Genomic DNA, 15,128 nt, shown 5'->3' on the forward strand with positions numbered 1-15,128 from the left:
TATGGAACCAAAGAACAGCTATACAAAAGAAGAACTTATTTTATGTGGTCGCGGAGAAATGTTTGGTGAGGGCAACTGCCGCCTACCTAGCGACAACATGTTAATGATGGATCGCATCGTTCAAATTAATGATGACGGTGGTGAGCATGGTAAAGGTCAAATTATTGCTGAACTCGACATCAACCCAGATCTGTGGTTCTTCGACTGCCACTTTAAAGGTGATCCAGTAATGCCCGGTTGTTTAGGTTTGGATGCGATGTGGCAATTGGTTGGCTTCTTCCTTGGTTGGTCTGGTGGTCCTGGTCTTGGTCGTGCACTCGGTGTGGGTGAAGTGAAGTTTACGGGTCAAATCTTACCGACTGCTAAAAAAGTGACTTATCGCATTGAAATGAAGCGCGTTATCAAACGTAAGCTATTTATGGGTCTAGCAGATGGTATCGTCGAAGTTGACGGTCGCGTGATCTATGAAGCAAAAGATTTGAAAGTAGGTCTTTTCCAAGATACCAGCGCATTTTAACATTTTCGCTGTTATCGTTTTATAGCTTTAAAAACACACAAAGCCCCAGATGGGGCTTTGCTCTCCTAAAATTCGGTATCAGGTTTTAAAGATGTTGCGATTATCCATCGCTTCTCGCCATCCGCCTAACCATTCTGATCTGTGTTCTACTTGTTGATAGGGACAATTTTCTTTAGACCGACCGGCTAATCCAGCCTTAAATCCTTGTGAATGTGCTCTTTCTAAACGGTCTCTTTTCTGTCTCTTCATAGGTAATATCCTCACCTTTTTCTCGATCAGCATTAGCGTTTCTAATGCTGCGTAGTTCAAACTTGAACGAACGTCATTCAAAACGAAGATAGTGACTTACGATATATGACGATTCGTACTAACAATTTAAATTTAAGATTTTATTGAGAAAAGTTAAACACGAGCGACATTGTATTTCATACAGATGCGCTACTTACCGATGAGATTTGGCCAAACCCATACCTTCAATAAATCACATCTCAGCGAGTCATGCAACGATCAGAAATGTAATTCTTGTGCAGCCGAAATAAAAAAGCATAATTAATTTAATTAAATAGAAAAGTTCAGATGATTAAGATACGAAAACAACATTTGTGACTTTATTTTTCTACATTTTGATGTAAAAAAACATTCATAATATAGTAATAAAAAGAGGCTGGACGAATCCAACCTCTTTTCAATAACTTGAGTTTTTAAATCGAGCAAAGCTCAATTAAGCAGTACTATCTTAGCTTGCTTTAATAACCTCTACACCACCCATATATGGTTTTAATGCATCAGGCACAATAATTGATCCATCTGCCTGCTGGTAGTTTTCTAAAATCGCAACCAGAGTACGACCTACAGCTAAACCTGAACCATTAAGTGTATGAAGTAGCTCTGGCTTCTTCTCACCGCTACGGCGGAAACGCGCTTGCATACGGCGCGCTTGGAAATCCCACATGTTTGAACAAGAAGAGATTTCTCTGTAAGTATTCTGCGCTGGTAACCAAACTTCCAAATCGTACGTTTTCGTCGCACCGAAACCCATGTCTCCAGTACAAAGCACTACTTTTCTATAAGGTAAACCAAGAGCTTGTAAAATTTGCTCTGCATGACCTGTTAATTCTTCTAACGCTGCCATTGAGTCTTCAGGTTTTACAAGCTGGACAAGTTCAACCTTATCAAACTGGTGTTGGCGGATAAGTCCGCGCGTATCACGCCCATAGCTACCTGCTTCGCTTCTAAAACAAGGCGTGTGCGCCGTCATCTTAATCGGCAGCTCTTTTTCGTCATAAATAACGTCTCGAGCACAGTTAGTTAACGGTACTTCTGCCGTCGGAATTAGACTAAAGCCATCTTGGTCTTCAGATAATGCTTCTGTATGGAACAAATCTTCTGCAAACTTAGGAAGCTGGCCTGTGCCAAATAAGCTCGCTTTGTTCACAAGGTATGGTACATACATTTCTGTATAGCCATTTTGCTCAGTGTGGGTATCCAGCATCAGTTGTACAAGCGCTCGATGCATACGCGCTACGCCACCGCGCATCACTGTAAAGCGAGAACCACTTAACTTAACACCTGTTTCGAAATCAAGGCCCTTATCAAGCGCTTCACCAAGGTCAACATGGTCTTTAACTTCAAAATCAAACTGCTTTGGCTCACCCCAAGTGCTGATCTCAACATTCTCAGACTCATCAGCGCCTGCAGGTACCTCTTCAGCAGGGAGATTTGGCAACAACATTGCGTAGTCATTGAGTTCAGCAAGAATTTTATCCTGCTCTTCTTTTGCCGCACTTAATTGGTCGCCCAAGTTTGCAACAGCATCTAGTAAAGGTTGAACGTCTTCCCCTTTCGCTTTAGCTTGACCAATCGCTTTGGAGGAACTGTTACGCTCACTCTGTAATTCCTGAGTTTTGGTTTGTAGCGCTTTGCGCTTTTCTTCTAATTCGGTGATCTTAGCAACATCGAGTTCAAAACCACGCTTTTTCAAACGCGCAGCAGCTTCCTCGATGTCTTGACGAAAGTATTTAGAATCTAACATTGTTTTTTAACCTTTTTGCATGATGAGGCAGAGACCAACCCAGGCCATAAAGATACACGCCACCACGTTTAATGTGACGTTAAACGCCATTTTCACATATTGCCCTTGTTGAAGTAACAACAAGGAATCCATTGAGAATGTAGAAAAAGTAGTCAGCGCACCTAAAAAGCCAATACCTATCAAAGTTTTAGATGGAGAAACTGAAATAACTTCTTTTTCAATTAAACCGTAAAGCACACCCATCAATAATGAACCAAGAATATTAACGATCAACGTCCCAAAAGGGAATCCCTTACCTAAGAGTTTTATCGACATATCGCTGATAAAAAAGCGTAACATTGCACCAAACGCTCCACCTAGCGCAATTGTGAGATAAGTTATCAGCATCGCTACTTGTACCTCTTGGTGCTACTCTGCGCATTTTGCGTCTGTAGATAGTTGAGCTTGTCGGCGATTTGTTTCTCAAGTCCCCTGTCTGTGGGTTGATAATATTGTCGCTCTTGAATGGCCTCTGGGAAGTAATTTTCTCCGGCAGCAAAGGCGCCGGGTTCATTATGTGCATAACGGTATTCTTCGCCAAAACCCAGCTCTTTCATTAGTTTTGTCGGTGCGTTTCTGAGATGTTCAGGTACGGGGTAATTCGGATCACTTGCAGCATCGCGTTTAGCTTGATTGAACGCCATGTAGACCGCATTACTTTTTGGCGCACTCGCGAGATAAAGCGTTGCCTGTGCTATCGCACGCTCTCCTTCGCTTGGCCCAACACGATGAAATATATCCCAAGCATTTAACGCAACTTGCATCGCTCTTGGATCTGCATTGCCGATATCTTCAGTGGCGATCGCCAACAATCGCCTTGCAACATATAGCGGATCGCCTCCGCCTGCCAGTATCTTGCAATACCAATAAAGTGCTGCATCTGGTGCGCTGCCGCGAACTGACTTATGAAACGCTGAGATTAGGTCATAATATAAGTCGCCCTTATTGTCATAACTTGATAATTGACTGGGCAATACTTGTTTTAGTACGAGTTCATTCACCAAATGAGTGTTTGAGTTTGGCTCAAAACTTAAGTCAACCGCCTGCTCCAGCAGATTAAGTGCCTTTCTAGCATCTCCCGAAGCCGCTTTGGCAATGAGTTCAAGCGCGCTGTCATCAATGGTGATCGCTAATTTCGACAGCTGTTCATCGCGTGACAACGCATCTTTGAGTACTTGACCTAATTCATCCTCTACAAGCGATTGTAAGGTATAGACACGCGCGCGAGACAAGATCGCGTTATTCAGTGCAAAAGAAGGGTTTTCAGTGGTCGCGCCAATAAAAATAAAGGTGCCATCTTCAATATGAGGTAAAAACCCGTCTTGTTGGGATTTGTTAAAGCGATGTACTTCATCAACAAATAACAGCGTACGTCTACCAAACTGAGCTAATCGATTTTTAGCATCGACGACCGCTTCACGAACCTCTTTAATTCCCGCGCTGACAGCGGAAAGCTTGATAAGCTCTGCATCCGCATAGTTGGCAATGATCTCAGCAAGGGTGGTTTTACCCACTCCGGGTGGCCCCCAAAGGATTAGGCTATGACAGCGTCCAGATTCAATCGCACGATAAAGTACAGAGCCCTTGGACAAAATATGGCTCTGCCCAACATAATGCTCTAACGAGGTTGGCCGCATTCTTGCGGCCAACGGTCGTACATCTGGTGTAAAATCAAACCCTAAACTAGTCACTGCCTCTTTGGTCGTCAACGACCACTCCTTGTGGAATTGTAAACTCAAACAAACTCTCTTTTACTGGTACATTGACTTTGCTTTCCTTAAAGCTAAACGTAGAGACTTGACCTGAAATATCGTTCACTTTCAATAGTGCTAAGCCATCGCTTTTATCATCAAAACGCAGTGTTAATTGCTCTACCTGCGAGTCTACTTTGTTTTTTGGCGTGATCAGATATTCTTGACCGTTAAGAGCTACGTTGTACTTCAACCATTGACTGTCCTCTTGGGTCGTAAGTAGCACAAATGGCGTAGTATCAATAAGTTTAGTCGTATCTAGGATAGTCACTTGCTCAGCAAACGTATCGTAGTAATAGGTTGTTGCTCCGCTTGATACAAATAAAGTGTCATCCGGCATCTCTTGTTGCCAGCGGATTTTAAGTGGCTGCGCTAAGGTTATCTCCCCTTCGCCAGTTTGCAACTCATTGCCTTCTTGATCTTTAACGATTTGCTCAAACTTACCTTGAAAACTGGTTAATTCAGCCAGTCTTCCTTTTAGACTTTGCATCGCAGCTTCGTCAGCCCACACAGGCTGAATAAAGAGGTTTGACAGTACCGTTAGCAACACAATTTGCTTAAATTTTTTCATTAATTGGCTCCACCTTTTACCAATACATCTCGTGCACCATTATGACCAGGAGCACTTACCACTCCAGACATTTCCATTTGCTCAACTAATCGAGCGGCACGGTTATAACCAACCCTTAACTTACGTTGTACACTCGAAACAGACACTTTGCCTGTTTCAATAACAAACCCAACGGCTTCATCGTAAAGTGGATCAGACTCTTCATCCCCACCTTCCGGTGCTTCACCAGGTAGTAAAATATCCTCGGTTGCTTCACCGCATAAAATTTCTTCTACGTAGTTTGGTTTGCCTCTTGCTTTCCAGTCACTCACTACCGCATGTACTTCATGATCGTCAACAAACGCGCCATGCACACGAACCGGAACACTCGTTCCTGGCGGCAGATAGAGCATGTCACCCATACCCAACAGGTTCTCTGCACCTTGCTGGTCTAAGATTGTACGTGAATCAATCTTACTTGATACTTGGAACGCCATTCGCGTTGGTATATTTGCTTTGATCAAACCCGTAATGACATCTACTGATGGGCGCTGTGTTGCCAGCACTAAATGTATGCCTGCCGCTCGCGCTTTTTGTGCAATACGTGCAATTAACTCTTCTACTTTTTTACCAACAATCATCATCATGTCGGCAAATTCGTCTATAACGACCACAATACTCGGTAGTTTATCTAGCTCTTGTGGTTCATCCGCCATACCGTCTGTATCTTTAAAGAGTGGATCTAAAATTGGATGACCTGCTTCTTTGGCATCTTTAATCTTCTGATTGTAACCTTTAAGGTTACGGACACCGAGTGCCGACATCAGCTTGTAACGGCGTTCCATTTCCCCCACACACCAGCGTAGCGCGTTTGCTGCCTCTTTCATATCGGTAACCACTTCACATAATAAATGTGGGATACCTTCGTAAACTGAAAGCTCGAGCATTTTTGGGTCTATCATGATCATTCGCACATCTTCTGGCGGCGACTTATATAACAAGCTTAAGATCATGACATTAACGCCCACTGACTTACCAGAACCAGTGGTACCGGCCACCAGCAGATGTGGCATTTTAGCTAAATCAGCAACGACTGGCTGGCCCGCGATATCTTTACCAAGCACCATAGTCAAAGGTGATGGGTTTTGTTCAAACTTAGGGGCACCAATCACTTCAGACAAACGTACGATTTCGCGGTGTTTGTTAGGTAGCTCTAAACCGACATACGTCTTGCCTGGGATAACCTCAACTACACGTACACTGACTGCAGATAATGAACGCGCTAAGTCTTTTGCTAGACCCGTGATCTTAGCAACTTTAATGCCCGGCGCGAGATCTAACTCAAAGCGCGTAACGACAGGGCCTGGATACACACCAACTACCTGCGCCTGGACATTGAAGTCTAATAGTTTCGTTTCAACTAACCGCGAGACCTGATCTAACTCTTCTTGCGAAATTGGGTTTTTAGCCTTATCCGGTCTATCCAAGAGATCTAATGAAGGCAATGGATCCGCAGGTGGCTGAGCCTCTAGAAGAGCTTCAAATTGCTCTTTTGCGCTTGGTGGAGGCTGATAACCATTGGCCGCCTTTTCAGGTGCTTTAGGCTTAAGAGGCCTTGCCGGAGAAACCACTTTGGTTTCATGCACTGGTGCTTCGTCCAAGGCATTTAATGCCGCGACAGTATCCAGTGGCTCATCCTCTATCGCTGAAAAGTTGATTTCTTGCTCTAGAATATCATCTAGCTCATCGAACACCGACGGCTCTTTCTTCTCTTGTAAATCAGAGGGTGGTACAGACGTGGGTGCAGGTTCAGTGTTCGTTTTGCGGAACAATTTATCTTTTAATTTGCCAAGTCCACTGGGTTCTTCTTCAGCATCGAAATCTATATTAATTTCGGTATCGGTTTGTTGCTGAACAGCTTGCTCATGATCCTCTTTTCGCTCGGTAGCTATTATTGGTGTCTCACTTTCTACTCTATCCGTTTTGGTGCTAGCGCCCTCAGATTTCTGTGAAACTGACTGCGTTTGCTCTACATTGCGCTCTGCTGTCAGCCTATCGCTTAACCATCTAAAGCCGGCGAGTACCTTTTCACCCAAATAATCAACGAATTCAACCCAAGACACACCGGTAAGTAGTGTCATTCCGGCAAAGAAAAAGCACAGTAACAGTATAGAAGTACCGGTAAAGTTAAAAGCAGGCATCATTGCACCAGCAACCACATCCCCTACTACCCCACCAGATGAGAAATTATAGATATCATCGAAATTGATGCTGCTGATTGCGCTCGCAGAGGTAATAAACAGTGTCGCGCCAATAAGACGTAAACCTAGTGTGGTGTAATCTAGTTGCAGTAGCTTATGCGGCTTTTTAAACAGTAAATAACCAAGAAACTGAAGCGCCGCGGGGATCAAAAACGCCAGCCAACCGAAACTCAGCAGCATAATGTCTGCCAGCCAAGCTCCGGCAGCACCAGTTATATTGTTTACTTTTACGTACTCACCGGATTGAGTCCAAGCAGGATCGGCTGGGTCGAAACTTATCAACGCACACAACATAAATATTGCTGCAGCCGTGCTTACAATCAAACCTGTCTCTAAGAGGCGTTGCACACCATTTAAGCGCATTGTAATTAAACCTTTTTTCTGTTTCTTTTCTGGACTATAAAAGCCCAAAACGTCAGCAAATTAGTGATTTGCGTTAGTATTGCTGTATATACTTACACCTTACCAAGAAATACCTCAAGGTGCACAAGGTTTTATTACTTCTCCTTCTTCTCCTTTTACTTCCTCCATGACCACAAAAGTGCGACTTTCACTGATGTTTGGCAGTTTAAGTAAAATTTCTCCTAAAACTCCGCGATATTCTGACATGTCGGTCACTCGTGTTTTCAATAAATAGTCGAAACTACCGGAAACAAGATGACATTCAATAATTTCGTCATGCTGCTTTACTGCTTGATTAAATCTATCGAACACATCAGGCGAGTTTTTATTCACTGTAACTTCAACAAACACTAAAAGTCCCTGTCCAAGCTTAGCAGGATCGACTACGGCTTTATAACCTCGAATAAATCCTTCTCGCTCCAGCTTTTTAACACGCTCCAAGCAAGGCGTAGCGCTCAATCCTATGCGTTTGGCTAATTCTACGTTCGAAATTCTGCCATCTTTCTGAAGTTCGACTAAAATCTTTCTGTCGATTCTGTCTAGTTGTTGATACATAGTGTAGTTTTTTATCCTGAATGATTCATTAATTCAGAGTATATCACTACATTGAAATATTAAAACAGTGAGACACACTGGCTATAGGTAAATATAATAGTCAAAAATTTTACCCCGTTCTTATTTTGAGGCGAATATTATGATTATTGGTGTACCTAAAGAGATAAAAAACCACGAATACCGCGTTGGTATGGTTCCTGCGAGCGTTCGTGAACTAATCAATCACGGTCACGAAGTCGTTGTTGAAACAAATGCTGGTATCGGCATTGGTTTTACTGACGAAGATTATGTTCAAGTTGGTGCTAAAGTTTTAGACACAGCGGCAGAAGTTTTTGCTACTGCTGATATGATTGTTAAAGTAAAAGAGCCTCAAGCTGTTGAGCGCGCAATGCTGCGTGAAGATCAAATTCTATTTACTTACCTTCACCTAGCACCAGATCTTCCACAAACAGAAGATCTAATCAAGAGCGGTGCTATCTGTATCGCATACGAAACGGTAACTGATGCGCGTGGTGGTCTTCCACTGCTAGCGCCAATGTCAGAAGTTGCTGGTCGTATGTCAATTCAAGCTGGTGCTCAAGCGCTTGAAAAGTCACGCGAAGGCCGTGGTATGCTGCTAGGTGGCGTACCTGGCGTTGAACCAGCTAAAGTCGTTGTGATCGGTGGTGGTATGGTTGGTCGTAACGCAGCGCAAATGGCTGTAGGTCTAGGCGCAGACGTTACTATTCTTGACCGTAGCATTGATGTATTACGTTCTTTAAATGCACAATTTGGTAGCCAAGCTAAAGTTATCTACTCAACTGCTGATGCACTTGAAAAACACGTACTAGAAGCAGATCTTGTGATCGGCGGCGTACTAATTCCTGGTGCAGCGGCTCCTAAGCTTGTAACTGCAGAACACATCAAAGCGATGAAGCCTGGTGCTGCTATTGTTGACGTTGCAATCGACCAAGGTGGCTGTATCGCGACTTCTAAAGCGACTACGCATGCAGAACCAACATACATTGTTGATGACGTAGTTCACTACTGTGTAGCTAACATGCCTGGTGCTGTGCCTCGTACTTCAACGTTTGCACTTAACAATGCAACGCTTCCGTACATCATCAAGCTTGCAAACTTAGGCTACAAACAAGCGCTACTCAATGACAAGCACTTTATGGACGGCCTAAACGTTCTGAAAGGTCAAGTAACGTGTAAAGAAGTGGCAGAAGGCTTCAACATGGAATACGTTGACCCACGCGCTGCACTAGAAAATGCTTAATTTTGAATTTAAGTAGTAAAAAGGGCTTCAATTGAAGCCCTTTTTGTTTTCTGTTATACCAATTTGCTTAAAAGACTAAATGGTATTAGTTTGTCTCGAAATTCACTTCGATATCTTGCGTTAACGTAACGTCTTTTGTTTGATACAAACTAAAATCTGCATCTATCGTTTCGGCATCATCTAAATGACCTAAGCACGAATACCCTACTTTGTAATCTCCAGAACCAATAAATGCTATCTCATATTCACTCTCGGCATCTAAGTTTGCGGTTGCTACTGGCGCTGAATCTTCATCACTGATGTCGCTTGGCACTGCAACATCCGCTTTATAAAGATAAACAACATGTTTATATTCTCCGACTAGAGGAGCTAGGTCCGCGTTATCTGCCATACATGCATTTTTCACAGACTCGCTAACCATGCCCTCAATCTCAAAACTGGTTAACAGATTTTCCAAACGGACAGCTGTTGGTTTTAGATAAACGGTGTCATCATTTGTGCGCTTCAACAGCGCCTTATTTAAGTCAAACTCCAATACGATTTGGTTCTCACCTTCATTTAACGAGAAGTTATTGAGTTGGATTTCACCTACACCATCGTTACCTTTACGGGTTACGGCTAACGGTGCTTGACTACCATCTAAAAAACGCACGCTAGAGGTTAAATCAAAATTAGACCCCGCACTACCGTTTACAACATCGGCTCTGATCCACTCATAATCACCGGCATCAATCTCTTGGTCGTTTACAACTAGATAAATATCATCACCCGTATATTCAAGCAGATTAATTTTCATTGGATTACCCTGCGCATCCAAGGTATCAAATGTGACATCTTCTTTTCCAGATGCTCTAAATGTCAGCCGTTGAATAACAAGGTTTACCTCTGCAAGATTATTCACAGCAGCATCTGACACACCCACACTTACGGTGGTTTTTTGGGTTGGTTGCGTGGTGTTGTTGTCGTTTGAATCAGAACCTGAACCGCCACCGCATGCAGCGAGTATCATTGCCGAGGCAATTGCTGTTAAAACTGGTTTATACATGATGTTTTCTCCTCTTCTAAGTATTAAAGAATAGGAATTGCACCATGAATAAATAATTAATATAAATGCAATAATTTGAAATACCTTCAAATGCAGTGTAGAAGGTTTGGCATTTTCTTATTAAATGTCATAAGTTTAATGTATCAAACTTATTGGAGTGTGGCCGTGAAGTTTAAACACAAAGTCGTATCCGTCTCTGCGCTTGTGCTGCTTGCAGCATTACTGATCTTATCTGTTATTCAATACATTTCCGTGCAATCAGCAATCAAAGCGCAAGCCGAACAAAGTGTGAATGAAATAATTCAGGGAATTGGTAACACTGTCACTGCGCAAATGAAAGGAGCAACCGATCTCGCCGCTCTTGCTACCAATCTCGTTGCTTCCACTGACACTTTAGACGCAGCCTTTCCTATCCTCTCGCAGCCACAGCTCACAACTTCTTTCCTACTGATAGGTTATGGTGAAGAGCAAACTGGAAAATATGTCGCAAGCGATCCAAATTGGAGCCCTGGTGCAAACTGGGACCCGAGAAAACGACCTTGGTATACCGACGCAAAAACTGCACGAAAGCTCATTATCACAGCACCTTATGCTGATGCGGTAAGTAACGAAATCGTGGTATCAATCGGTGCACCAGTGTTTAAACAAGGCCAATTTAACGGCGCGATTTTTTACGACGTTAGTTTGGCAAAACTCGGCGAAATGATTAACTCGTTTAACCTGCTAGACGCGGGCTTTGCCTTTATGGTGAGTAAAGACGGGTCGACTATCTCACACCCTGATGTAAAACTAAATGGTAAGTCTTCTCGTACATTTCTCGGTGATATAAGTATTTCGGAAAATATCCAATACGTTGAAGTGAACGGCGAAGACAAATTAGTACAATTTAAAGAGGTCGAAGGCTTAGATTGGTATTTAGGGGTGATGCTGGATGAAGACACCGTTTTTGCCGCACTTTCACGACTGCAAAGAAATGCAGCCATATTTGCCTTTATTTCTGTGGCACTCGCGACTGTGCTACTTTCTTTTGTGATTAGCTTATTATTAAAGCCGCTTGATGAAATCAACACCGCCATGGCTGCTATCGCACGCGGTAATGCAGACTTAACCGTACGATTAAATACCGAGCATGAACCCGAATTTGCAGCACTGGCGCAAAACTTTAATGCGTTTACCAGCAGCTTACAGTCTCTAATAGCGAATATTCAAGGTCTAGGCCATGAAGTTTTAAACGATGCGCAACAAACATCTAAGGTTGCAAATAAAGCTAAACTATCGATTCAAGAGCAATTAGCGAGTATCAAAGTCCTTGATGAAGCAACAACACACATGTCTGCAACTGAACATCAAGTAACACAATCTGCCCATGAAGCCGCTGAAGCAATTAAAACCACCGATCAAGTTGCTCGCCAAGGTGAAAAAATCGTTGCAGAAACAACGGAGACGATTCAAGAGCTATCTAATCAAATCAGTTCGGCAATGACCGTAGTTACGGAATTAGAAAGCTCGTCTGCTGCTATTGAACAAATATTATCGGTTATCAACAGTATCGCAGAGCAAACTAACCTCCTAGCGCTCAATGCAGCTATTGAAGCCGCAAGAGCTGGTGAGTCTGGCCGCGGCTTTGCCGTCGTTGCAGACGAAGTGAGATCGCTTGCACAAAGAACACAAGAAGCCACAACTGAAATCCGTGGAATGATAAGTCAACTACAGTCAGGTTCAGAAAGCGCGGTTACTGTAATGAAGCAAAGCCAACATTATGTCGATAAAACGGTTGAAAAGGCAGAGCAAACTCGAGCAGCGCTTGAAGATATGCGTAGTGCCATTCGCCATATTGTCGATTTGAATTCACGTATTGCTGATATGCTGAACGAGCAAAATGACATTGTAAATAACGTGAATAGCAGTAGCTCATCAATTCGTGGTATTTCCGAGTCGGTGTATAGCGAAGCTAAGAGCGTTGATGCCACCATGCAGTCTCAAGTAGAAAAGATAACAACCCAAGAACAACTACTTGAGCAATTCAAAGTTTGATTATCGGTAAACTAAACCGTTACTATAGAGACAGTTGTAAAGCGGCGCGATGCCAAGAGATAAAACATGAAAGCGAATTTGCAGGATTTATTTGAACAGTATTTTCAGATAGCTGAACAGGTTCAGATCAACCTCTACCCGGTTGATGACAATATGGTTCCAGAAAATGAATATCAACTAGAAGCTGCAATTCCGCCGCTATTTAAGCTCGCGAACGAAATTAATGAGTTAGATCTTAATGCCCTGCGACCACTTCGTAATCTGGGTGATATTGCCAATGAGTTAGCTGCTTATTTGCAGGCGCAATCACGTAAGATTGATTTAATTATCAGCCATATTCTCGCAACCGAAGAACCTGACGACAGTCATCTATTTTGTGACAGCTACGGCGGCGGCGGCCTGACCGCAACGTTAGAAGCAAATTATGAAGTCGGACAATCATTACGAACTAAAATATTTTTGCGCAATGAAGCCAGTGCTATCTTTTGCTACTCAGAAGTCATTGCCAAGCAAGATGGTAAATTCACCCTCGCCTTTACCGCTATTAGAGAAGCAGATCAAGAGTTGCTCGTACGGGCAAGCCTACACGCCCAGACGAGACAACTTAAGCTAAAGCAGCAAAAAGACCAATAAGGCATTTAACGCATTAAGTGCCTCCTTTAAATGCTCAATTATCTTCACAAAACTTACTGACACACCTGAGGTTAATGATAAACTATAGGCTTATTATTATATGGTGATGATTTAATGAGTTTTACTTTACTCCCAGAATGGGCACCACAAGACGCAATCATGCTTACTTGGCCGCATTCTGATACCGATTGGAGCGACATTCTCAGTGACGTTGAACCTGTGTACGTTGCACTTTGCCAACATATTACCCAAGTTCAAGAAGTCGTTATCGTGGCGCATAATAAAGCGTTAAAACAGCATATCGAGAACTTACTCTGCACAGCTGAGGTTAGCTTAGCCAAGTGTCACTTTGTTGTTACGCCTTGCAATGACACATGGGCCCGTGACCACGGTCCACTTACGACGCAAACAAGTACAGGAAATCTATGTATCAAAGATTTCACCTTTACGGGTTGGGGTAACAAGTTTGCTGCGGATTTAGACAATAAGATCAATCAGCAGCTTGCCAAACAGGTCCTCAACCCAAACTGTACTTTTGAAAAGGTTGACGTGGTACTTGAAGGCGGCGGCATTGAGATTAACGAGTCCAATGTCTTATTGACCACTTCAGAGTGTCTGTTGAACCCAAATCGCAATCCACATCTAAGTAAAACCGAATTAGAACTACTGTTGCAAAAAGAGTTAGGTGCAGAGTCCTTCTTGTGGGTTGATCATGGATACTTAGCCGGTGATGATACGGATAGTCATATTGACACGTTAGTGCGTTTTGCGCCGGATAATACCTTGGTATATGTAAAGTGCGACGACAAATCAGACGAGCACTATGATGCCCTTAATAAAATGGAACAGCAGCTACGCACATTCCGCACCCCAAATGGCGATCCATACCGTTTAATTAGTTTACCTTGGCCTAGTGCTAAGTTTGATAACGAGGGTGAAAGATTACCTGCAACTTATGCAAACTATCTGATCTTGAATAAAACCGTATTAGTACCTATCTATGGCGACGAAAAAGATCAAGAAGCGCTGGACAAAGTCTCTCTTGCCCACCCAGAAAGAACGGTAATTGGCGTTAACTGCCTACCAATCATCCATCAATTCGGTAGCCTGCACTGTATTACGATGCAGTTACCAAAAGGTTTTTTAAGGTAAGTACCATGACTGAAAAAAACATCAAAGTTGGTATTGTTCAACATAGCAACTCTACAGATCTCGTAAACAACTTTGCAAAAACCTGTGACGGTATCCGAAAAGCCGCTAGTCAGGGGGCTAAGCTTATCGTGTTACAAGAATTGCACCGCAGCTTGTATTTTTGCCAGACTGAAGACACAGATCTCTTCGACTTAGCGGAAACCATTCCAGGCCCAAGCACAGACTCACTAGGCGCACTTGCAAAAGAGCTTAATGTTGTCATCGTTGCGTCGTTATTTGAAAAGCGTGCAACAGGGCTTTATCACAACACCGCAGTTGTACTTGAGTCTGACGGTACGATTGCCGGCAAATACCGTAAAATGCACATTCCTGATGACCCAGGTTTTTATGAAAAGTTTTACTTCACCCCTGGCGACATGGGCTTTACTCCAATTCAGACTTCTGTAGGCAAATTAGGCGTACTGGTGTGTTGGGATCAATGGTTCCCAGAAGGTGCGCGCCTGATGGCAATGGCGGGCGCTGAGTTTTTAATTTACCCAACGGCAATTGGCTGGGATCCTCGCGATGATAAAGCAGAACAAATTCGTCAACGAGATGCTTGGATAATTGCACAGCGTGCACATGCAGTCTCTAACGGAGTACCTGTGATTAGCGTTAACCGTGTTGGCCATGAATCAGACCCTTCAGGTCAAAGTGAAGGTATTCAATTCTGGGGCAATTCTTTTGTTACCGGTCCGCAAGGTGAAATGTTATTGCATGCATCTGAAGAAGCTGAAGAAATCTCGGTTGTTGATGTTGATCTTGCACGCAGTGAATCTGTTCGTCGCATCTGGCCGTATTTAAGAGACAGACGAATCGATCACTATCAGGATCTTTGCAAAATTTATCGCGATTAA

At 43.2% G+C, this 15,128-nt stretch carries 14 protein-coding genes; 6 read left to right on the forward strand and 8 right to left on the reverse strand.

What is annotated here, in order from left to right; all coding sequences use genetic code 11:
• Position 1 precedes the first annotated feature (1 nt).
• Positions 2-517, forward strand: coding sequence for a 3-hydroxyacyl-[acyl-carrier-protein] dehydratase FabA (fabA, locus tag JJQ94_RS14665; RefSeq protein WP_010372774.1), 516 nt, complete (start codon positions 2-4; stop codon positions 515-517).
• Positions 518-595: 78 nt separating this feature from the next.
• On the opposite strand, the gene rmf is transcribed toward fabA, so the two are convergent.
• From rmf to lrp, 7 genes are all read right to left on the reverse strand, one after another.
• Positions 596-766 carry a ribosome modulation factor gene (gene rmf / locus JJQ94_RS14670; RefSeq protein WP_010372771.1) on the reverse strand — a complete coding sequence of 57 codons (171 nt, stop codon included), beginning with the start codon at positions 764-766 and terminating at the stop codon, positions 596-598.
• 487 nt (positions 767-1,253) lie between these two features.
• Positions 1,254-2,549, reverse strand: a complete 1,296-nt coding sequence (gene serS / locus JJQ94_RS14675) for a serine--tRNA ligase (RefSeq protein ID WP_099029097.1) — start codon at positions 2,547-2,549, stop codon at positions 1,254-1,256.
• A gap of 6 nt (positions 2,550-2,555) precedes the next feature.
• Entirely contained in the window at positions 2,556-2,936 is a 381-nt protein-coding gene (crcB, locus tag JJQ94_RS14680; protein WP_099029098.1) for a fluoride efflux transporter CrcB, read from the reverse strand.
• A 2-nt stretch (positions 2,937-2,938) separates the two neighbouring features.
• Positions 2,939-4,279 (reverse strand): replication-associated recombination protein A, encoded by a 1,341-nt coding sequence (locus JJQ94_RS14685; protein ID WP_017217429.1) that lies wholly within the window; start codon positions 4,277-4,279, stop codon positions 2,939-2,941.
• The gene (gene lolA, locus JJQ94_RS14690; protein WP_099029099.1) at positions 4,272-4,910 is read right to left on the reverse strand and encodes an outer membrane lipoprotein chaperone LolA; all 639 of its coding nucleotides are present in this window, start codon (positions 4,908-4,910) and stop codon (positions 4,272-4,274) included. The genes JJQ94_RS14685 and lolA overlap by 8 nt, the downstream gene beginning before the upstream one ends.
• The gene (locus JJQ94_RS14695; RefSeq protein ID WP_099029100.1) at positions 4,910-7,513 is read right to left on the reverse strand and encodes a DNA translocase FtsK; all 2,604 of its coding nucleotides are present in this window, start codon (positions 7,511-7,513) and stop codon (positions 4,910-4,912) included. The genes lolA and JJQ94_RS14695 overlap by 1 nt, the downstream gene beginning before the upstream one ends.
• A gap of 114 nt (positions 7,514-7,627) precedes the next feature.
• Positions 7,628-8,107 carry a leucine-responsive transcriptional regulator Lrp gene (gene lrp / locus JJQ94_RS14700; protein ID WP_010372754.1) on the reverse strand — a complete coding sequence of 160 codons (480 nt, stop codon included), beginning with the start codon at positions 8,105-8,107 and terminating at the stop codon, positions 7,628-7,630.
• Between the two features lie 139 nt (positions 8,108-8,246).
• On the opposite strand from lrp, the gene ald reads away from it, so the two are divergent.
• Positions 8,247-9,368 carry an alanine dehydrogenase gene (gene ald, locus JJQ94_RS14705; protein WP_010372751.1) on the forward strand — a complete coding sequence of 374 codons (1,122 nt, stop codon included), beginning with the start codon at positions 8,247-8,249 and terminating at the stop codon, positions 9,366-9,368.
• 85 nt (positions 9,369-9,453) lie between these two features.
• Here ald and JJQ94_RS14710 read toward each other — a convergent pair whose 3' ends face one another.
• Positions 9,454-10,413 (reverse strand): DUF4382 domain-containing protein, encoded by a 960-nt coding sequence (locus tag JJQ94_RS14710; protein WP_099029101.1) that lies wholly within the window; start codon positions 10,411-10,413, stop codon positions 9,454-9,456.
• 165 nt (positions 10,414-10,578) lie between these two features.
• Here JJQ94_RS14710 and JJQ94_RS14715 point away from each other — a divergent pair, with 165 nt between their 5' ends.
• The 4 genes from JJQ94_RS14715 (at position 10,579) to JJQ94_RS14730 (ending at position 15,128) form a co-directional block, all read left to right on the forward strand.
• Entirely contained in the window at positions 10,579-12,447 is a 1,869-nt protein-coding gene (locus tag JJQ94_RS14715) for a methyl-accepting chemotaxis protein (RefSeq protein ID WP_172439894.1), read from the forward strand.
• Positions 12,448-12,513: 66 nt separating this feature from the next.
• Positions 12,514-13,080, forward strand: a complete 567-nt coding sequence (locus tag JJQ94_RS14720) for a PilZ domain-containing protein (protein ID WP_099029103.1) — start codon at positions 12,514-12,516, stop codon at positions 13,078-13,080.
• A 114-nt stretch (positions 13,081-13,194) separates the two neighbouring features.
• Positions 13,195-14,232, forward strand: coding sequence for an agmatine deiminase family protein (locus JJQ94_RS14725; protein WP_099029104.1), 1,038 nt, complete (start codon positions 13,195-13,197; stop codon positions 14,230-14,232).
• Between the two features lie 5 nt (positions 14,233-14,237).
• Positions 14,238-15,128, forward strand: a complete 891-nt coding sequence (locus tag JJQ94_RS14730; protein WP_017217436.1) for a carbon-nitrogen hydrolase — start codon at positions 14,238-14,240, stop codon at positions 15,126-15,128.

Source organism: Pseudoalteromonas sp. GCY, from assembly GCF_016695175.1.
GTDB lineage: Bacteria > Pseudomonadota > Gammaproteobacteria > Enterobacterales > Alteromonadaceae > Pseudoalteromonas.